Below are 19,752 nucleotides of genomic sequence, written 5' to 3' on the forward strand. Positions count from 1 at the left end.
CGCCAAACATTCGGGTGTGGTCCTGATCGGCCGCCGACGTGCGCCATCGGGGTCGCGCTTTCACCCCTGCTCATAACCGGCCCTGGCGGGACTGTCCCGTGCCAGGGCCTTGACGTGTGTCCCGTCCATGTTGCCCAAGCTCTTGACCTCGATTTTCGGCAGCCGCAATGAGCGTCTGCTCAAGCAATACCGGCGGGTGGTGGAGCGCATCAACGCGCTCGAAGTGCAGTTCGAGACCCTCGGCGACGACGAGTTGCGCGGCAAGACCGCCGAGTTCCGCCAGCGCATCGCCGCCGGCACCACGCTCGACGACCTGCTGCCCGAGGCCTACGCGGTGGTGCGCGAAGGTGGCAAGCGCGCCCTCAAGATGCGCCACTTCGACGTCCAGCTGATCGGCGGCATGACCCTGCACAACGGCAAGATCGCCGAGATGCGCACCGGCGAAGGCAAGACGCTGATGGCGACGCTGCCGGTTTATCTGAATGCGCTGACCGGCAAGGGCGTGCACGTGGTCACCGTCAACGACTACCTGGCCCGCCGCGACGCCGAGTGGATGGCCCGGCTCTACAACTTCCTCGGCATGACGGTGGGCATCAACCTGCCCAACATGAGCCGCGAGGAAAAGCAGGCCGCCTACGCCGCTGACATCACTTACGGCACCAACAACGAATACGGCTTCGATTACCTGCGCGACAACATGGTCTACGAGGTGGTCGACCGGGTGCAGCGCCCGCTCAACTACGCCATCGTCGACGAGGTCGACTCGATCCTGATCGACGAGGCCCGCACGCCGCTCATCATCAGCGGCCAGGCCGAGGACCAGACCGACCTCTACCTGCGCATCAACGCTGTCATTCCGCAACTCGCCAAGCAGATCGGCGAAGCCGATCCGCGTACCGGCGAGGGCGTGATCCAGGCCGGCGACTTCACCGCCGACGAGAAGACCCACCAGGTCTTCCTGACCGAGGACGGCCACGAGAAGGCCGAGTCGCTGCTGGCGCAGGCCGGCCTGCTGGCCGAAGGCGCGTCGCTCTACGATGCCGCCAACATCACGCTGGTGCACCACCTGTACGCCTCGCTGCGCGCGCACCACCTGTTCCACCGCGACCAGCATTACGTGGTGCAGAACGGCGAGGTCATCATCGTCGACGAGTTCACCGGCCGGCTGATGAGCGGGCGGCGCTGGAGCGACGGCCTGCACCAGGCGGTCGAGGCCAAGGAAGGCGTGAACATCCAGGCCGAGAACCAGACGCTGGCCTCGATCACCTTCCAGAACTACTTCCGCATGTACGCCAAGCTCGGCGGCATGACCGGCACGGCCGACACCGAGGCCTACGAGTTCCAGGAGATCTACGGCCTCGAGACCGTGGTGATCCCGCCCAACCGCCCGACCATCCGCCGCGACGAACTCGACCTGGTCTACAAGACCGACCGCGAGAAGTACGACGCCGTCACCGCCGACATCCGCGAGTGCTACGAGCGTGGCCAGCCGGTGCTGGTGGGCACGACCTCGATCGAGAACTCCGAGCGCGTTTCCGAGCTGCTGAACAAGGCCGGGCTGCCGCACCAGGTGCTCAACGCCAAGCAGCATGCCCGCGAGGCCGAGATCATCGCCCAGGCCGGACGGCCGAAGATGGTGACGATCGCCACCAACATGGCCGGCCGCGGCACCGACATCGTGCTGGGCGGCAACGTCGAGAAGCAGGTGCAGCTGCTGGAGGCCGACGCGTCGGTGCCCGAGGTCGACAAGGCCGCGCGCATCCAGACGCTCAAGGACGAGTGGCAGGGCCTGCACGAGCAGGTCGTGGCGCTGGGCGGCCTGCGCATCATCGCCACCGAACGCCACGAGAGCCGCCGCATCGACAACCAGCTGCGCGGCCGCGCCGGCCGCCAGGGCGACCCGGGCAGCTCGCGCTTCTACCTGTCGCTGGAGGATTCGCTGATGCGCATCTTCGCCGGCGACCGCGTCAAGGCGATCATGGAGCGCCTGAAGATGCCCGACGGCGAGGCGATCGAGGCCGGCATCGTCACGCGCAGCATCGAGAGCGCGCAGCGCAAGGTCGAGGCGCGCAACTTCGACGTGCGCAAGCAGCTGCTCGAATACGACGATGTCAGCAACGACCAGCGCAAGGTCATCTACTCGCAGCGCAACGAGATCCTCGAGCAGACCGACGTCGACGCCCAGATCGCCCACCTGCGCCGCGGCGCGATGACCGACGTCGTGCGCACCTACGTGCCGGCCGAGAGCGTCGAGGAACAGTGGGAACTCGCCACGCTCGAATCGACGCTGCGCGACGAATGGCAGCTCGACGTGCCGCTGCGGGCGGTGGTCGACAAGAGCGACGCGATGTCCGACGAGGACGTCGTCGAGCGCGTGGTCACCGCCGCCAACGATGCCTTCGACGCCAAGCTGGCGCAGGTCGGCCGCGAGCAGTTCGCCAGCTTCGAACGCATGATCCTGCTGCAGTCGATCGACACCCACTGGCGCGAGCACCTGGCCGCGCTCGACTACCTGCGCCAGGGCATCCACCTGCGCGGCTACGCGCAGAAGAACCCGAAGCAGGAATACAAGCGCGAGGCCTTCGAGCTCTTCAGCCAGCTGCTCGACCGCGTCAAGCTCGACGTCACGCGGGTGCTGATGACCGTGCGCATCCAGAGCCGCGAAGAGGCCGCCCAGGCCGCCGAGGCGATCGAGGTGCGTGCCGAGCAGATCAGCAACGTGACCTACACGCACCCGAACGAGGACGGCAGCGTCTCGCAGGATGCGGCGGCGGCATCGGCGGCCGAAGGCCTGCCGCTGCAGCAGGGCCTGCGTGTCGGCCGCAACGACCCGTGCCCTTGCGGCAGCGGCAAGAAATACAAGCAGTGCCACGGCAAGCTGGCTTGAGCCGGCCCGAGCCGCGCCTGACTTGCCCTCCCCACGTTCCACCATCTCCCGACGAGGTCTGCCATGCCCGTGAACCTGCGCGCTCCCCTGCCTGAAGAACTGCACCCGGTGGCCGGCGTCAAGCTCGGCATCACGATGGCCGGCGTGCGCAAGGCGAATCGCCGCGACCTGACCGTGGTCACGCTGGTGCCCGGCTCCAGCGTGGCGGGGGTGTTCACCACCAACCGCTTCTGCGCCGCGCCGGTGCAGATCTGCCGCGAGCACCTCGCCGCCGGCCCGGCCAAGCGCGCCATCGTCATCAACACCGGCAACGCCAACGCCGGCACCGGCGAAGACGGCCTGGTGCGCGCGCGCTCGGTCTGCGTCGCGCTGGCGCAGCAGCTCAACCTCGCGCCCGAGGAAGTGCTGCCGTTCTCGACCGGCGTGATCATGGAGACGCTGCCCGCCGACCGCATCCAGGCCGGCCTGCCCGCCGCGATCGCCGACGCCCGCGAGGACCACTGGGCGCAGGCCGCCGAAGCCATCATGACCACCGACACGCTGCCCAAGGCCGCGTCGCGCCAGGTGCAGATCGGCGGCAAGACCGTCACCGTGACCGGCATCAGCAAGGGCGCCGGCATGATCCGGCCCAACATGGCGACCATGCTCGGCTTCGTCGCCACCGACGCGGTGATCGAGCCGCGCCTGCTGCAGGAACTGGTGCGCGAAGCCGCCGACCGCAGCTTCAACCGCATCACGATCGACGGCGACACGTCGACCAACGACAGCTTCCTGCTGATCGCCACCCACCAGGCCGGCCACGCGCCGATCACGCAGCTCGAATCGCCCGAAGGCGCGGCATTGCGCTCCGCGGTGATCGCGGTGTCGCAGCAGCTCGCGCAGGCGATCGTGCGCGACGGCGAGGGTGCGACCAAGTTCATCACCATCCGCGTCGAGGGCGGCCGCCACAAGGAAGAGTGCCGCCAGGTGGCCTACGCGATCGCGCATTCGCCGCTGGTCAAGACCGCGTTCTTCGCCAGCGACCCGAACCTGGGCCGCATCCTGGCCGCGGTCGGTTACGCCGGCATCGACGACCTGGACCAGAACCTGATCGACCTGTTCCTCGACGACGTGCACGTGGCGCGCAACGGTGGCCGCCACCCCGACTACCGCGAGGAAGACGGCTCGCGCGTGATGAAGCAGGCCGAGATCACCGTGCGGGTGGACCTGCACCGCGGCAACCGCCGCGCCACGGTCTGGACCTGCGACCTGTCGCACGACTACGTCACCATCAACGCCGACTACCGCAGCTGAGCCACGGCGGTGCCGATCCCGTCCGCGCCCTGAACAACGCCCCGCCGAGCGGGGCGTTGTCGTTTGCGGGCCTCAGTCGGTGATCAGCTTGCCGCTTTGTAGCAGGTGCTGGATCACCTGCTGCTGATCGCCGCCGGCAGCGCCAATCAGGTCGACGCCGGTGAACTCGATCACCTGATCGACCGGCCCGGTCGCGCCCTGCGATCGCACCTCGAGGAGGGTCGACTGGCCGCTGCTGTCGAGCTTGAAGTCGAGGAAGTCCGCCAGGTTGCCGACGTCGTTGCCGAAGTGCTGCTCGCCGAGCAGCAGGTCGCGCAGGTCGAGCAGGTCGCCGCCGTTGGCGGGTGTGCCGACGTCGAAGTCCGCGATGCGGTCCCGTGCCGGGCTGGCGGCGCTGCCGGCGTCCGCCAGGTGCCACCGGAGCACATCGGCGCCCAGGCCGCCGGCCAGCACGTCGTCGCCGCTGCCGCCGCGCAGCAGGTCGGCGCCGGCGCCGCCGGCGAGGGTGTCGTCGCCATCGAGGCCGTAGAGCCGGTCGCTGCCCGTGCTGCCGTCCAGGGCATGGCCGCCGCTCGTGCTGTCGGTCGTGACCGTGGTCTGCGCCTCGGCGGCCAGCACGTCGACCGTCAGCAGGCTGCCGACATTCGCCTGCGCGGTGGCGCCGGCGCTGTCGGTGGCCGTCAGCGTGGTGGCCGACAGCAGCTTGGCGTTGACCGCATCGCCGAGCAGGCCGCCGCTGTTCTCGAGGTGCACGCTGGCCAGGAACTCGTTGATCAGCGGGTTGCTCAGCGTGCCGCCGTCGGCTGCGGTGATGGTCAGCGTCGACTCGTTGCTGCACAGCAGGCCGCCGAGCGTGCCGAGCAAGCCGCCGGTTTGCGCTGGCGTGGTGTTCTCGAGCACCTGCAGGCCCAGTTCGGCGGCCAGCCGCACGTCATAGGCGAAGTGGTGGGTGGTGGTGACGAGGCTCGTCAGCTTGCCGAGCAGGCCGCTGTCGTAATGCAGCTCGACCTGCTTCAGGTCGCCGTCGACATCGTGGGCGCCGAAGGCCTGCTGGCGGCCGAAGTCGAGGATGTCGAGCACGTTGGCATCGATCAGGCCCAGCAGGCCGCCCCCGCCGCTGGCGCGCACGGTCGGTGCGTCGTTGCTGCCGTGGATCGTGATCGTCACGGTCTGCGCGGTGCCGTCGGCGCTGTGCACGACGAAGCGGTCGGTCAGCGTCTGGCCCGGGGCGAGCGCGTCGACCTTCGGGTGGCCGTTGTCGAGCGTGTACGTCCAGCGGCCGCTGGCGTCGATGCCGTACTGGCCCAGGCCGAGGGTGCTGGCGCCGCTGCCGACCGGCTGGAACCGGGCCTGCGCGGGCCCGTCGCCGTCGTGCACGCTGAGCTGGCCGTGCGTGCTGCTGGCTGACGAACGGCTGCTGTCATGGTCGCGGTCGCAACCGTTGCTGGCGGTGAGGCTGCCCGCTTCGGTCACGTCGCCGTGGTCGACGCCGCCGATCACGGCCGCCTGGTCCGGCGGCCGCACCACGTCGAGCCCGAGCGTGCCGTCGGCGGTGTCGCCATCGCCGTCGATCAGCGTGAACCGCACGTCGGTGCGACCCGCCTCGGCGCCCGGGCTGAAGGTGTAGGCGCCGCTGTCGAGCTGCACCGCCAGGCTGCCGCCGTGCGCCAGCGCCACGCTCAGCACGCCGGTCTGCGCGTCATGGCTGCCGGCGTTCGTTCCGGTGCCCGCCTGCACGCCGACGCTGCCCGGTGGCCCGGGGTGGTAGGTGTAGGTCACGCCGTCGATCGTGATCGACGCGATGCGCGCCCCGTCGGCGCCGCCGCCGGCGATCAGCTGGCCGCTGACCGGCGCCTGCACCGGGGTGCTCAGCACTGCGTCGAGCTGGTTGAAGTCGCTCACCCGCAGCGCGTCGGTGTCGTGCCCGCTGCTGCCGTCGTAGGCGATGCCGTCCATGCTGGCCTGCGTCGTGCTGTCACCCAGGCCGATCGCGCGGCTGTCGATCGCCTGGCTGGTGACGAAGGACTCCCACTGCCGCTGCTCGGCGCTGTCGATCCCGTGGCCGCGGTTGGGCTCGCCGTCCGACAGGAAGTAGCTGACGTTCTGCGCGCCCGCCAGTCTGCCGGCGCTCAGGAAGGCGCTCTGCGCTGCCGCCAGCGCCGAGTCGTAGTGCGTGCCGCCGTCGGCCTGCAGACTGGCGAGCAGCTGCCGGGCCGTGGCCACGTCGGTCCAGACCTCGCCGATGGCCTGCGCGGTCGACGAGAACGTCACCAGCCGCACGGCCACATCGCCCATCGCCTCGTGGCGGTCGAGCAGCTGGCCGATCGCCTCGATCGCGCTGGCCAGCCGGGTCGCGCCGGCCACGCCGTCGGCGGTGTCCATGCTGCCCGACACGTCGAGGCTGATCAGCAGGTTGGTGCGCGCCGCCGTGGCACTGACGCTGTCGTTGCGGGCCAGCGGCGCGTCGTCGTCGATCTGCAGTTCGATCGTCGCGTCGCGGCCGTGCACGCCGTCGCTCAGGTGCACGCCCACGCCGAGCGAGAGTCGATCTTCGCCGGCCGCGCCGTGGTCGAGCGGGCGCGACAGCGTCACCTCGTAGGCGCCGCCGGCGTCGATGCTGACGCGCAGCGCCTCGGCGCCGTCGGCCGTGCCGACGTGGCCGACCAGCGTGGTGCTGCCGTCGCCGGTCCAGACGATCGCCTGCCCGCCCGAACTCAGCGCGTCCGGCGGGGCACTCAGCGTCACGCTCAGCTGTGCGCTGTCGGCGTCGCTGAAGCTCAGCTGGCCGCTGAAGCTGCGCGCGTCGGTGCTGTCGTCACCGGGGTGTGCGCCGACGTCATCGGCCTGGCCGCCGGCCAGGCCTTCTTCGGACACCTGCGCGCTCAGCTGGCCGCCGATCACGGGCAAGGCGCCGTCGATGATCTGCGTGCCGACCGAGCCTGCGCCCGACGCGATCACCACGTTCTCGAAGCCGCCGCCCGAGGTGCCGGCGATCGAGACGATCACCGACTCGGTGCCCTCGACCGCGTGGTCGTTCAGTGCCGACAGCGCCACGGTGGCCGAGGTCGAGCCGGCCTTGATCGTGATCTCCACGACCGCGCCCACGTAGTCGGCGCCGTCGGTGGCCGTGCCGGCGTAGCTCAGCCGCACGGTCATGTCGGTGGCGGCGGCCTTGTCGAGCGTGACCGTGTAGTCCGCCGTCACATGACCCTCGATCACCGTGCCCGGCCCCGAGATCGACAGCGTCGCGGTGTCCTCCGGGCCCGGCGCGGTGCCTGGGCCCGGACCTGGCGGGCCGGACGGCACGACGTCGTCCATCAGCATCGTCGTCACCGAGCCCGCGCTCGACGAGATCGCCACGTTCGCGAAGCCGCCGCCGTTCGAGCCGGCGATCGACACGACGAGGGTTTCCGTGCCTTCCGCGTAGGCGTCGTCGATCGTGCTCAGATCGAACGTCGCCGCACGAGCTCCCGCCTGGATGGTGACCGAAACGAACTGGTGCGCGTAGTCGACGCCACCGGTCGCCGACCCGGAAAACGCCAGCCAGACCGTCATGTCGGTGGCCGCCGGCGTGTCGAGCGTCACCGTGTAGCCCGACGCCAGCTCGCCCTCGACCACCGAGCCCGGCCCGGAAATCGACAGGATCGCCGCTTCCGCCGGAGCGGGCGAAGGCGGCGGCTCGGGCGCCGGGGACGGCGCAGGTGCCGGTTCTGGCGCCGTTGGGATGGGAGCTGGAGCTGGAGCTGGAGCGGGCTCTGCGGGAGGCTCTGGAGCGGGTGCCGGCACTGGAGCCGGTGCTGGCGCTGGAGCCGGTGCTGGCGCTGGAGCTGGAGTGGGCACTGGCGCGGGGGCCGGGGTGGGCGCAGGAGCGGGCTCTGCGGGAGGCTCTGGAGCTGGAGCTGGTGCCGGGCTGGGTTCAGGTGCCGGAGCCACGGTGCCGTCGACGATCTGCGTGGTGACGGCGTTGGCGGTGCCGTCGATGGTGATCGGGCCGGTGCCGCCGCTGACGGAGGCGAGGCTGACGGTGATGGTTTCGCTGCCTTCGACGGCCGCGTCAGCCATCACCGGCAGCTGGAAGCTCGCGCTGCTGGCGCCGGCGGGGATCGTGACGACGAGCACGGGCTGGAAGTCGGCGCCGCTGGTGGCGCTGCCGGCGTAGGCGAGCGTGACGGTGGTGTCGGCCTGCGCCGGCTGGCTCAGCGTGACGGTGTAGTCGGATGAGACCTGGCCTTCGATCACCGAGCCCGGGCCGCTGATACGGACCCGGGTTGCTGCCGCCTCGCCGGTGCCGCCGATGTGGGGCTGGGCGGTCGACGTGTCGGCCGCGGTCGGGTCGGGATCGGCTGCCGGCGCCTGGGCCGCCGGGGCGGTCGTCGCGAACGGGCCGGCATCGCCGTGCGCCATCGCCAGGTCGTAGAGGTACTGCTGCGGCGTGACCACCTCGACGATGCGCTCGACCCGCTCTGCCGCCTGCAGGCCGCCGCTGTCGCTGCCGCCCGCGAGGCCGGCGCCGGGCGCGTCGAACACCAGTTCGGCGCTGTTGTCCGCGTCCGAGGCGGGCGTGGCGGTGGGGGGCGGTGTCTCGTCGGGCGGTGGCAGTCGCACCGAGAGCTGGCGGCCGACGGTGATTTCGACGATGCCGTCCTGCGTCGTCAGGATGACGTCGCCGCTGCGCACGATGTCGCCGGGCTGCAGGGCGTGCAGCTCGCCGTCGGCGTTGCGGCGCACGGCCGCGCCCCAGACGTTGGACACCGTGCCCGCGGGCAGGCGTGCCGGGGCGTAGGCGGCCTGCAATCGGGCGCCGGCCAGCTGGTGGTCGGGGCTGGGGGGAGGGGTGACTGTTTGCTGGACAGCAGGAGCGTCGGACATGGATGCCTCTCGGCGCGGGGTGGCGCAGTGAAGGCATCGACAGGGGCAGACCGCCGTGCGCGATCTGTCGGCAGGAAAGGGCCCGGTGTCGATGCCGGTGCGCTTCCTATCGACAGCAGGCGGTCACTACTTGAATCGGCGCGGCGGCGTCAGCGCAGCGGCGTGAAACGCGGCGCGATGGCCGCGTGGATGCGGCCCTGGGCGTCTTGCCGGAAGGTGCCGCGGGCCTGGTTGTGCGGGTGGGTGACGGCTTCGTGCAGGTCGAGCACCGGCGCGTAGCAGGCGTCGCTGCCTTCGAGCCGCGCGTCCCAGTGCGCGCGCGGCTGGCTGGCGAACAGGGCGGTCAGCCGCGCCTTCAGCGCCGGCCAGGTGCGCAGGTCGTACTGGCTGTCCGGGGCGACGTCGTCGAGCCCCAGGCGCTTGAGGGCCTCGACGTAGAAGGCCGGCTCTAGCGGCGCCAGCGTCAGGTGGCGGCCGTCGGCGCAGCGGTAGACGTCGTAGAACGGCGAGTCGTGGAAGGGGCTGTCGGCCACCGGCCCGGCCAGCTGGCCGCCGCCGTGGATCCACAGCGCCAGCGTGCCGAGCATCGCCACCACGTCGACGATGGCCGCATCGACCACGCAGCCCTGGCCGCTCTGGCGCGCCGCCATCACCGCGCTGACGAGGCCCAGCGCCAGGCCGAGCGCGCCGCCGGCGTCGCCGACCAGGGTGGGGGGCACGATCGGCGGTTCATGCGGCGTGTTGCCGCCGCGCCGCGCCGCCAGCGACAGCATGCCGCTGAGCGCGACGTAGTTCAGATCGTGGCCGACCACCTGCGCCAGCGGCCCGGTCTGGCCCCAGCCGGTCATGCGGCCGTAGACCAGCCGCGGGTTGCGCTCGGCGCAGTCGGCCGGGCCCAGGCCCAGGCGCTCCATCACGCCGGGCCGGTTGCCTTCGATCAGCGCGTCGGCTTGGGCGACGAGGTCGAGCGCGGCGGCGCGGTCGGCCGCGCGCTTGAGGTCGAGCGTGACGATCTGCTTGCCGTCGAGCAGCCGATTGCCGCCGGCGCCGCCGAGCTGCTCGGCCATCGCATTGCCACCCGGGCGGCGGATCACCGTGACCTGCGCGCCCAGGCCGGCCAGCACCCAGCCGGCCAGCGGGCCGGGGCCGAGGCCCTCGAATTCGACGATGCGGACGGAATGAAGCGGGTGGTTCAGGGGCTGGGTTGGCGCTTGGGTCATGGGTGGGTGCTGTTGTGGAGGTGGTCGACCGCGTCGCTGATCAGGCCGTCGAGCCCCCAGGCGAACAGCTGGTGCGCGCGGCGGGCGTCGTTGACGGTGTAGACCAGCACGCGCAGGCCTTCGGCGTGGCGGCGGGCGATCAGGTCGGGGCCGTCGATCAGGCTGTGCTCGAGCACCACGGCGACGCAGCCCAGGCGTTGCGCGCGGGCCCAGCAATCGGTGTCGAGCGCTTCGAGCAGCAGCGCGCGTGGCAGCTCGGGCGCGGCGTCGCGCGCGGCTTCGATCGCGGCGGGCTCGAAGCTGCTGAGCAGCGGCCAGGCGCTGCGCCCGGCTCGCACCGCATCGCCCCACAGCCGCTGAGCGGCGCGGGCCACGGCGGCGCCCGTCTCGCGCGCGAGGTCGGGCGAGGGCTTGATCTCGATGTTGAGCGCGTGGCCGTTGGCCAGGCAGTGGCGCGCCACCGCCTCCAGGCGCGGCAGCGGCTCGCCGGCGTAGTCCGGGCTGTGCCAGCTGCCGGCATCGAGCCGCGACAGCGCCGCCCAGCTCTGGTCACCGCCCAGGCCGTGGCCGTCGGTGGTGCGATCGAGCGTGTCGTCGTGCAGCAGGAACAGCTCGCCGTCGGCGCTGAGCTTGACGTCGCATTCGTAGCCGGACCAGCCGAACTGGGCGCCCAGGCGCAAGGCGGCCAGCGTGTTTTCGGGCGCCAGCTTGCCGGCGCCGCGGTGGGCGATCCAGCGCGGGTAGGGCCAGGGGGTGTGGAGGTCTGTCATGACAGGGCTCGGGTTGAGGGTCGGATCTTGCCGCCTTGCGTGCGCCAAAGGCCTGATCCTCAGGGAAAACCTGCCCTGCGGTACCATTCTCGGCCCCGCCTGAGCCCTGCCGAAACGTGAAGCACGGCCTCGCGCCCTCTGCTTTTTCGCACGCCTCGCGCACGCGGCCCCCATGAACGCACCGCTCATCCTGTCGCCCCTGAACCTGCCTGAAGGCATCGTGCACGCCGAGGCTGCCGACACGCCGCGCCTGCGCGAGATCCCGTACAACTACACATCGTTCTCCGACCGCGAGATCGTGCTGCGCCTGCTCGGCGCACGCGCGTGGGAGCTGCTGCTGCAACTGCGCGCCGAGCGCCGCACCGGCCGCTCGGCACGCATGCTCTACGAGGTGCTGGGCGACATCTGGGTGGTGCAGCGCAACCCCTATCTCGAAGACGACCTGATCGACAACCCGAAGCGCCGGCAGATGCTGGTCGACGCGCTGCATCACCGCCTGAGCGAGATCGAGAAACGCCGCAAGCCGCAGGAAGACGGCGTGCGCGACGCGGCGGTCGGCGAGCTGCTGGTGGCGGCGAGCGCGGCGGTCGAGCGCTTCTCGGCGCGCTTCCGGGCGGTCTACGACCTGCGTGCGCGCACCCGCCGCGTGCTGGGCCGCCACACCGCCAAGGACAACCTCAAGTTCGACGGCCTCTCCCGCGTCTCGCACGTGACCGACGCCACCGACTGGCGCGTCGAGTACCCGTTCGTGGTGCTGACGCCCGACACCGAGGCCGAGATGGCCGCGCTGGTGGCCGGCTGCGTCGAGCTGGGGCTGACGATCATCCCGCGTGGCGGTGGCACCGGCTACACCGGCGGCGCCGTGCCGCTGACCTGGAAGAGCGCGGTCATCAACACCGAGAAGCTCGAAGCGATGACCGAGGTCGAGTGGGTCGACCTGCCCGGCCTCGACCGCAAGGTGGCAACGATCTGGACCGGCGCCGGCGTGGTCACGCAGCGGGTGGCGGACGCAGCCGAGCGCGGCGGCCACGTCTTCGCGGTCGACCCGACCTCGGCCGAAGCGAGCTGCATCGGCGGCAACATCGCGATGAACGCGGGTGGCAAGAAGGCCGTGCTGTGGGGCACCGCGCTGGACAACCTGGCGAGCTGGCGCATGGTCACGCCCGAGGCCAAGTGGCTGGAGGTGACGCGCCTGAACCACAACCTGGGCAAGATCCACGACGTCGAGACCGCCAGCTTCGAGCTGAAGTATTTCGACGCCAGCGGCAAGACGCTCGAGCGCACCGAGCGGCTCGACATCCCCGGGCGCATCTTCCGCAAGGAAGGGCTGGGCAAGGACGTCACCGACAAGTTCCTCGCCGGCCTGCCGGGCATCCAGAAGGAAGGCTGCGACGGCCTGATCACCAGCGCGCGCTGGGTGGTGCACAAGATGCCGGCGCATGTGCGCACGGTCTGCCTGGAGTTTTTCGGCAATCCGAAGGACTGCGTGCCGTCGATCGTCGACATCAAGGACTTCATGTTCGCCGAGATGAAGCGCCCCGGTGGCGCGATCCTGGCGGGCCTGGAGCATCTGGACGACCGCTACCTGAAGGCGGTCGGCTACGCGACCAAGAGCAAACGCGGCGGCCTGCCGAAGATGGTGCTGGTCGGCGACATCGTCGGCGACGACGAGAACGCGGTGGCGCGGGCCACCAGCGAGGTCATCCGCCTGGCCAACGGCCGCTCGGGTGAAGGCTTCGTGGCGGTGAGCGCCGACGCGCGCAAGAAGTTCTGGCTCGACCGCAAGCGCACCGCGGCCATCAGCAAGCACACCAACGCGTTCAAGGTGAACGAGGACGTGGTGATCCCGCTCGAACGCATGGGCGAGTACACGCTGGGCATCGAGCGCATCAACATCGAGCTGAGCCTGCGCAACAAGCTGGCGCTGGTCGACAAGCTCGAAGCCCTGTTCGCCACCGGCTCGCTGCCGCTGGGCAAGACCGACGACGCCAACGACATCCCCAGCGCCGAGCTGCTCGAAGACCGCGTGCAGCAGGCGATCGCGCTGCTGCGCGAGGTGCGTGCGCTGTGGCTGGGCTGGCTCGACGGGCTGGATCTGGCGCAGACCGACGAGGTGAGCGCCGGGCGCAGCTTCTTCGACCAGCTGCAGGATCACGGGCTGCGCGCATCGTGGAAGCTGCAGATCCTGAAACCCCTGCAGAACCTGTTCGCGGGCGACGCGTTCCTGCCGATCCTGGCCGAGTGCAAGCGCATCCACAAGGAGGTGCTGCGCGGGCGCGTCTGGGTGGCGCTGCACATGCATGCCGGCGACGGCAACGTGCACACCAACATCCCCGTCAACTCCGACAACTACGAGATGCTGCAGACCGCGCACGGCGCGGTGGCTCGCATCATGACGCTGGCGCGCAGCCTCGATGGCGTGATCTCGGGCGAACACGGCATCGGCATCACCAAGCTGGAGTTCCTGACCGACGCCGAGATGGCCAATTTCGCGGCCTACAAGGCGCGGGTCGACCCCGAAGGTCGCTTCAACAAGGGCAAGCTGCTGCGCGCGAAGGATCGCACCGCGGCGATCGGCGACGACACGCTGTCGGCCGACCTGTCCGACGCGTACACGCCGAGCTTCGGCCTGATGGGGCACGAGTCGTTGATCATGCAGCGCAGCGACATCGGCGAGATCGCCAACAGCGTCAAGGACTGCCTGCGCTGCGGCAAGTGCAAGCCGGTGTGCGCCACGCACGTGCCGCGCGCCAACCTGCTGTACAGCCCGCGCAACAAGATCCTCGCCACCTCGCTGCTGATCGAGGCTTTCCTGTACGAGGAGCAGACCCGCCGGGGCATCAGCATCCGGCACTGGGAAGAGTTCGAGGACGTGGCCGAGCACTGCACGGTCTGCCACAAGTGCCTGAGCCCGTGCCCGGTCAAGATCGACTTCGGCGACGTCTCGATGAACATGCGCAACCTGCTGCGCAAGATGGGGCAGAAGAGCTTCCGGCCTGGCAAGTCGGCGGCGATGCTGATGCTCAACGCCACCAGTCCCGAGACCATCAAGCTGATGCGCGCGGCGATGGTCGGCGTGGGCTTCAAGGCGCAACGCTTCGCGGTCGACCTGTTCAAGGTGATGGGGCGCAAGCAGACCAGCGCGCCGCCGGCCTCGGTGGGCACGGCCCCGATCAAGGAGCAGGTGATCCACTTCATCAACAAGAAGCTGCCCGGTGGCCTGCCGAAGAAGACCGCGCGAGCGCTGCTCGACATCGAGGACAAGAACTACGTCCCGATCATCCGCGACCCGAAATCGACCACGGCCGAGACCGAGGCGGTGTTCTATTTCCCGGGTTGCGGCTCGGAGCGGCTGTTCAGCCAGGTCGGCCTGGCGACACAGGCGATGCTGTGGCATGCCGGCGTGCAGACGGTGCTGCCGCCGGGCTATCTGTGCTGCGGTTATCCGCAGCGCGGCAGCGGCCAGTTCGACAAGGCCGAGAAGATGATCACCGACAACCGGGTGCTGTTCCACCGGGTGGCCAACACGCTGAACTACCTCGACATCAAGACGGTGGTGGTCAGCTGCGGCACCTGCTACGACCAGTTGCAGGGTTACGAGTTCGACAAGATCTTCCCGGGCTGCCGCATCATCGACATCCACGAGTACCTGCTGGAAAAGGGCATCAAGCTCGAAGGCCCGGGCAACTACCTGTTCCACGACCCCTGCCACAGCCCGATGAAGCTGCAGGAGCCGATGAAGACGGTCAAGGCGCTGGTGGGCGAAGGCGTCATCAAGAGCGAACGCTGCTGCGGCGAGAGCGGCACGCTGGGTGTGAGCCGGCCGGACATCTCGACCCAGATCCGCTTCCGCAAGGAAGAGGAGGTCCGCAAGGGCGAGGCCGCGCTGCGTGCCGCCGGTCACCAGGGCGACGTCAAGATGCTGACCTCGTGCCCGAGCTGCCTGCAGGGCTTGAGCCGCTACGAGGGCGACCTCGACAACGGCCTGCTCGAGGCCGACTACATCGTGGTCGAGATGGCGCGCAAGATCCTGGGCGAGAACTGGATGCCCGATTATGTGCAGCGCGCCAACGCGGGCGGCATCGAGCGCGTGCTGGTCTGACGGCACTCAGGCTGCGGCGCCCTGCGCCAGCCACGGCAAGGCGGGCAGGTCGTCCGGATCGGCGGCGGCGCTGTCCGCTGTCCGGTCTGTGCCGATCGATGCGTCCTGCAGGGTGCACATCGTGTGCAGCATCAGGGCGTCGCGGAACGCGGCCAGGTCCAGCACCTCGATGCGGGTCGGGCGTACCAGCAGTTTTTCCAGCTGCTCTGCGGCTGCTGAGGTGCCCCAGCTCAGCGTGATCGCCTGCCAGGTCCGTGCGTGCTCATCGAGGGCGCGCCCTTCCTCGGCCTGTTCGATCGACGGCACCTGCACGTTGTAGATCGCCTCGATCTCGGCGCTGACCCGCTCGTGGTTCCAGGGTTGGTGCAGCAGCCGGTAGAGGTCGAGCAGTCGCAGCAGGATGCCGGCACTCTTGCCGACTCGGCTTTGCAAGGCGTTTTCGAGCACGGCGACGCTGGCGCCGTGATAGCCGCCCGTCGTCATCGCATCGACCTTGGCGAGCAGTTCGGTGTGGCTGATCTCGTCGAGCGCGGGCTGGCCGAAGTCGGCCTGTGACCAGCGCGACGGCGGGTTGTCCGCAGGCTCGTCCCAGGCGATCGTCTCGGCTGGGTCGGCGGTGTCGGCCGGTGGTGGCTCGGCCGCAGGTGTCGACGTGGGCGTCGGAACGGGGGCCGGAAGGGCCTCGATCGGTGCCGCCGGATGGGCGCTGCTGGCGGGTGGCGCGACGGGCAGCGGCCGCGCTGCGGGCGTGTCCGGGTGAGCCGATGTCGGGGCCGGTCTCACGACTGCAACCGGCGCATCGATGCGCGTGAAGCGGCGCAGCCGGACTTCTCGGATCACGCGCCACAGCATGGCGGCCGTCGCCAGGCCCGCGGCCAGCGCAGCCAGGCCGCCCCAGAGTTGCCAGGTGTCTCGCTCCGCGCGTTCGAGCCGGGCGCTCATGCTGGCCAGTGCGGCGCGCGACTGGCGGAGGTCTTCGCGAACGGCCTGCATGTCCTGTTGCCAGAGTTGCACGAAGGCGTCCGTGAGCGGACTGGCGCTCTGTGGCGCCACCGTGGTGCGGGCGGCACGGTCGATCACCGCATGGGGTGATGCACCCGGTTCCTGCAACAAGGGCTTGATCGACCGCGAGGGCTCGGTCACGGCCATGACGGCCAGTTCATGGCCCGGATCCTGGTTCACCGCGGCGGCGGCTTTCGGGGACTGCGGGGCCGGTGGGATCGGCGCTTCCGAGTGTCTGGCGGGCCGTTTCGCCGACGCCGCTTTCTGCGCTTTCTGCGCTTTCTGTGTTTTCGGCGTCTTCGGTGCTGGCTGTGCAGGTGGCGGGGGCTCGGCCAGCAGCGTGAACTCGCGGATGAACGACGCGCCGCAGAGCAGGGCCACCTTGATGCGCAGGACCGGCTCTTCGATCGCCTGGGCGCTCGTCAGCGTCACCCAGGTGTGGCCTTCGCCGGCGCGCGCCGAACTGAACCAGCGCAGCGGCAGCGCGGGGGTTGCCGCATCGCCCTGCCGCAGGTCGGCCTGCAGGCAGTCGCGGCCCAGGGCGGCCGGTCCGGATTCGAAATCACGCACCCGCAAGGTCAGGCGAAGCGGCGAGCCCACGGTGGCGCGTGCCGCGCTGGTGTCGATGGTCTGGGCCGGTGCGGCAACGGGCATGCCGAGCACCGCGACGGCCCAACCTGCTGCGATGGCGAGGATCCTGATGGACGGCATGTCGCTCCCCGATGTGTGCGTGTCCAGACGCCATTGGGTCGCAGCGCGCGGCCCTTGTCCACGCCGGCGAGGTGTGTCACACCTTTGGGGGATACGAACGACACCCGGAAAAGACAAAACCCGCCGGGATCGGGTCCGGGCGGGTTTCGTGTCAGGAGCCGGGCTGGATCAGCGCAGCTTCACTTCCTTGTACAGCACATGCTTGCGCACCTTCGGGTCGAATTTCATGAATTCGAGCTTCTCGGGCGTGGTCTTCTTGTTCTTGTTGGTCGTGTAGAAATGACCGGTGCCCGCTGTGGACTCCAGCTTGATCTTCTCGCGTCCGCCTTTGCTTGCCATGATGTTCTACCTCAGGTTCAGAGTTCGCCGCGCGCACGCAGGTCGGCCACGACTTGCTCGATGCCGACCTTGTCGATCAGGCGCAGAGCGGCATTGCTGATGCGCAGACGCACCCAGCGGTTCTCGGTTTCGAGCCAGAAGCGACGGTAGTGCAGGTTCGGCAGAAAACGACGCTTGGTTTTGTTGTTGGCGTGGGAAACATTGTTCCCGACCATCGGGCCTTTACCCGTGACTTGACAGACGCGTGCCATGACGCTTCTCCAGACTGATGAATCGATACGGTGAACAGCGCAAGCCATGCCGCATGGCGCAAATCCGGACAACGAGTGCTGTGCGGATCTGCACTTATGAACAGTGAACCGGTTCAGGAACCGGGCCGCTGTCTGGCTTGATGGTCACCCCTCCGCCGTCGGTCGCTGCTGCTGTTGTGTCGGCAGCAGTTCATTTGAACGGCGGGTCTCATGACGGCAAAACGAAGATTATAGCCAGATCCGACCCGGCATCTTCGGGATCAGCCTGCCGCGCCACCTTGCTCGAGGAAGCGCTGGGCGTCGAGAGCGGCCATGCAGCCGGTGCCGGCGCTGGTGATCGCCTGGCGGTAGACGTGATCCTGCACGTCGCCGGCGGCGAACACGCCGGGCACGCTGGTCATCGTCGCGAAGCCGTTCAGGCCGGTGCGGGTGACGATGTAGCCGTCCTTCATCTCCAGCTGGCCCTTGAAGATGTCGGTGTTGGGCTGATGGCCGATGGCGATGAAGCAGCCCTTGACGGCCAGTTCGGTGGTGCTGTCGTCGGTGGTGCTCTTCAGGCGCACGCCGGTCACGCCGGTGCTGTCGCCGAGCACTTCGTCGAGGGTCTGGAACAGGTGCAGTTCCATCTTGCCGGCGGCGACCTTCTCGTTGAGCTTGTCGATCAGGATCGCCTCGGCGCGGAACTTGTCGCGGCGGTGGATCAGGTGCACCTTGCTGGCGATGTTCGACAGGTAGAGCGCTTCCTCGACCGCCGTGTTGCCGCCGCCGACCACGCAGACCACGTCACCGCGATAGAAAAAGCCGTCGCAGGTGGCGCAGCCGCTGACGCCGCGGCCCATGAAGGCTTCCTCGGACGGCAGGCCGAGGTACTTGGCGCTGGCGCCGGTGGCGATCACGAGCGCATCGCAGCTGTAGGTGCCCGAGTCGCCCTTGAGCCTGAACGGCCGCTGTACGAGATCGACCTCGTTGATGTGGTCGAACACCATTTTCGTGTTGAAACGTTCGGCGTGCTTCTGGAAGCGCTGCATCAGTTCCGGGCCCTGCACGCCGGCGACATCGGCGGGCCAGTTGTCGACCTCGGTGGTCGTCATCAGCTGGCCGCCCTGGGCCATGCCGGTGACCAGCATGGGCTGCAGATTGGCGCGTGCCGCGTAGATCGCCGCGGTGTATCCGGCCGGGCCGGAACCGAGAATCAGGACTTGGGCGTGTTGGTGTGTTGAGCTCATGGTGTCGGAGATGAGGGCAGGTTTGCGGGATTCAAACCGGTGCGCGGATCGGGGCACAAGCGGCTGCGCGGAGTTTCACTTCGGGTCGGGCGCGCTACTCAAATTCGTAACGCATCGGTTAGAGTGAGCGACGCATCACACTTGTCGTGAAAAAATCCGGTGCGTTTTCCGTGTTCAGCGAGCAGTTGGCTGCACACGGAAGCCCGGATGCTGTAGCCGGACCGAGGGATTGTATGGACGGTCAGGTTTGCAGTTGGAGTGTGATTACTCAATGACGACGATAGAACCAACTCAAGCAGGAGTGCCTTGATGGCAATGCTCTCGAACCTCGACTTGATCCGGCGCGTGCCGCTGTTTTCAATGCTCACCAATGAGCAGGCACAGACGATCGCGGACGGCGTGGTCAAACGCCGCTATCGCCGCGGCGAAATCATCGTTGAACAAGGCCGCAAGTCGGATGCCTTGTTCATCTTGCTCAGCGGCCGCGCACGGGTCATCACGTCGGACTCGCGTGGTCGCGAAGTGATCCTGGCGGTGCTGGAGGCCGGCGACTACCTCGGCGAGATGAGCCTGATCGACAACGAGCCGCATTCGGCCACCGTGCGCGCCGAGGTGCAGACCGATGTGCTGGTGCTGGCACGCAGCGAGTTCGGGGCCTGTCTGCCCGAGAACTCCAGCCTGTCGTACGCGATCCTGCGCGGCCTGGTCGGCCGCCTGCGCAACGCCGACCGCCAGATCGAGTCGCTCGCGCTGCTCGACGTCTACGGCCGGGTCGCGCGTGCGCTGCTCGACATGGCGCAGGACGAAGAAGGCCAGCGCATGATCCGCAGCAAGGTCTCGCGCCAGGATCTGGCCAAGGTGGTCGGCGCCTCGCGCGAGATGGTCAGCCGCGTCATGAAGGACCTCGAGGAGCGCGGCCTGATCGAGACCCAGGAAAACGGCTGGGTCGTCCTGACCGACCGCCTGACGACGCAGTAAGCGTCGCATCGCGCCGACGCGCAACCCGCCCGCCTGGCCTCGGCCGCGGGGTCCGGGCCCGACTCGTCGGCGCCGCATTCAGCCCCGGCGCGATCGTCCACAAT

General features: G+C 69.2%; 11 protein-coding genes. 4 read left to right on the forward strand and 7 right to left on the reverse strand.

Annotated elements, in window-relative coordinates; all coding sequences use genetic code 11:
- Positions 1-127: 127 nt before the first annotated feature.
- Positions 128-2,887 (forward strand): preprotein translocase subunit SecA, encoded by a 2,760-nt coding sequence (gene secA / locus LCHO_RS03730; protein ID WP_012345780.1) that lies wholly within the window; start codon positions 128-130, stop codon positions 2,885-2,887.
- Positions 2,888-2,950: 63 nt separating this feature from the next.
- Positions 2,951-4,180: a bifunctional glutamate N-acetyltransferase/amino-acid acetyltransferase ArgJ gene (gene argJ / locus LCHO_RS03735; RefSeq protein WP_012345781.1), complete on the forward strand. Its 1,230-nt coding sequence runs from the start codon at positions 2,951-2,953 to the stop codon at positions 4,178-4,180.
- 72 nt (positions 4,181-4,252) lie between these two features.
- On the opposite strand, the gene LCHO_RS03740 is transcribed toward argJ, so the two are convergent.
- The 3 genes from LCHO_RS03740 to ugpQ form a co-directional block, all read right to left on the reverse strand.
- On the reverse strand, positions 4,253-9,049 hold the full coding sequence (locus LCHO_RS03740; protein ID WP_012345782.1) for a VCBS domain-containing protein: 4,797 nt from the start codon (positions 9,047-9,049) through the stop codon (positions 4,253-4,255).
- A 149-nt stretch (positions 9,050-9,198) separates the two neighbouring features.
- Complete coding sequence (locus LCHO_RS03745) at positions 9,199-10,269, reverse strand: CaiB/BaiF CoA transferase family protein (RefSeq protein ID WP_012345783.1); 1,071 nt, start codon at positions 10,267-10,269, stop codon at positions 9,199-9,201.
- Positions 10,266-11,039 (reverse strand): glycerophosphodiester phosphodiesterase, encoded by a 774-nt coding sequence (gene ugpQ, locus LCHO_RS03750; protein ID WP_012345784.1) that lies wholly within the window; start codon positions 11,037-11,039, stop codon positions 10,266-10,268. The genes LCHO_RS03745 and ugpQ overlap by 4 nt, the downstream gene beginning before the upstream one ends.
- 172 nt (positions 11,040-11,211) lie before the next feature.
- Between ugpQ and LCHO_RS03755 the strand changes: the two genes are divergently transcribed.
- A complete protein-coding gene (locus tag LCHO_RS03755) occupies positions 11,212-15,141 on the forward strand; it encodes a DUF3683 domain-containing protein (protein ID WP_012345785.1) in 3,930 nt (1,309 codons plus the stop codon).
- Positions 15,142-15,147: 6 nt separating this feature from the next.
- Here LCHO_RS03755 and LCHO_RS03760 read toward each other — a convergent pair whose 3' ends face one another.
- The 4 genes from LCHO_RS03760 to trxB form a co-directional block, all read right to left on the reverse strand.
- Positions 15,148-16,854 (reverse strand): hypothetical protein, encoded by a 1,707-nt coding sequence (locus LCHO_RS03760; RefSeq protein ID WP_012345786.1) that lies wholly within the window; start codon positions 16,852-16,854, stop codon positions 15,148-15,150.
- 168 nt (positions 16,855-17,022) lie between these two features.
- Entirely contained in the window at positions 17,023-17,193 is a 171-nt protein-coding gene (rpmG, locus tag LCHO_RS03765; protein ID WP_012345787.1) for a 50S ribosomal protein L33, read from the reverse strand.
- Between the two features lie 17 nt (positions 17,194-17,210).
- A complete protein-coding gene (gene rpmB / locus LCHO_RS03770) occupies positions 17,211-17,444 on the reverse strand; it encodes a 50S ribosomal protein L28 (protein WP_012345788.1) in 234 nt (77 codons plus the stop codon).
- 260 nt (positions 17,445-17,704) lie between these two features.
- Entirely contained in the window at positions 17,705-18,670 is a 966-nt protein-coding gene (trxB, locus tag LCHO_RS03775) for a thioredoxin-disulfide reductase (protein ID WP_012345789.1), read from the reverse strand.
- Positions 18,671-18,979: 309 nt separating this feature from the next.
- Between trxB and LCHO_RS03780 the strand changes: the two genes are divergently transcribed.
- Complete coding sequence (locus LCHO_RS03780; RefSeq protein WP_012345790.1) at positions 18,980-19,648, forward strand: Crp/Fnr family transcriptional regulator; 669 nt, start codon at positions 18,980-18,982, stop codon at positions 19,646-19,648.
- Positions 19,649-19,752: the final 104 nt, after the last annotated feature.

Origin of the sequence: Leptothrix cholodnii SP-6 (assembly GCF_000019785.1) — a bacterium.
Classification (GTDB): Bacteria; Pseudomonadota; Gammaproteobacteria; order Burkholderiales; family Burkholderiaceae_C; genus Sphaerotilus; species Sphaerotilus cholodnii.

Coding starts and splice junctions, on each gene's coding strand:
- secA (WP_012345780.1), top strand. CDS start 128: ATGTTGCCCAAGCTCTTGACCTCGATTTTCGGCAGCCGCAATGAGCGT.
- argJ (WP_012345781.1), top strand. CDS start 2,951: ATGCCCGTGAACCTGCGCGCTCCCCTGCCTGAAGAACTGCACCCGGTG.
- LCHO_RS03740 (WP_012345782.1), bottom strand. CDS start 9,049: ATGTCCGACGCTCCTGCTGTCCAGCAAACAGTCACCCCTCCCCCCAGC.
- LCHO_RS03745 (WP_012345783.1), bottom strand. CDS start 10,269: ATGACCCAAGCGCCAACCCAGCCCCTGAACCACCCGCTTCATTCCGTC.
- ugpQ (WP_012345784.1), bottom strand. CDS start 11,039: ATGACAGACCTCCACACCCCCTGGCCCTACCCGCGCTGGATCGCCCAC.
- LCHO_RS03755 (WP_012345785.1), top strand. CDS start 11,212: ATGAACGCACCGCTCATCCTGTCGCCCCTGAACCTGCCTGAAGGCATC.
- LCHO_RS03760 (WP_012345786.1), bottom strand. CDS start 16,854: ATGCCGTCCATCAGGATCCTCGCCATCGCAGCAGGTTGGGCCGTCGCG.
- rpmG (WP_012345787.1), bottom strand. CDS start 17,193: ATGGCAAGCAAAGGCGGACGCGAGAAGATCAAGCTGGAGTCCACAGCG.
- rpmB (WP_012345788.1), bottom strand. CDS start 17,444: ATGGCACGCGTCTGTCAAGTCACGGGTAAAGGCCCGATGGTCGGGAAC.
- trxB (WP_012345789.1), bottom strand. CDS start 18,670: ATGAGCTCAACACACCAACACGCCCAAGTCCTGATTCTCGGTTCCGGC.
- LCHO_RS03780 (WP_012345790.1), top strand. CDS start 18,980: ATGGCAATGCTCTCGAACCTCGACTTGATCCGGCGCGTGCCGCTGTTT.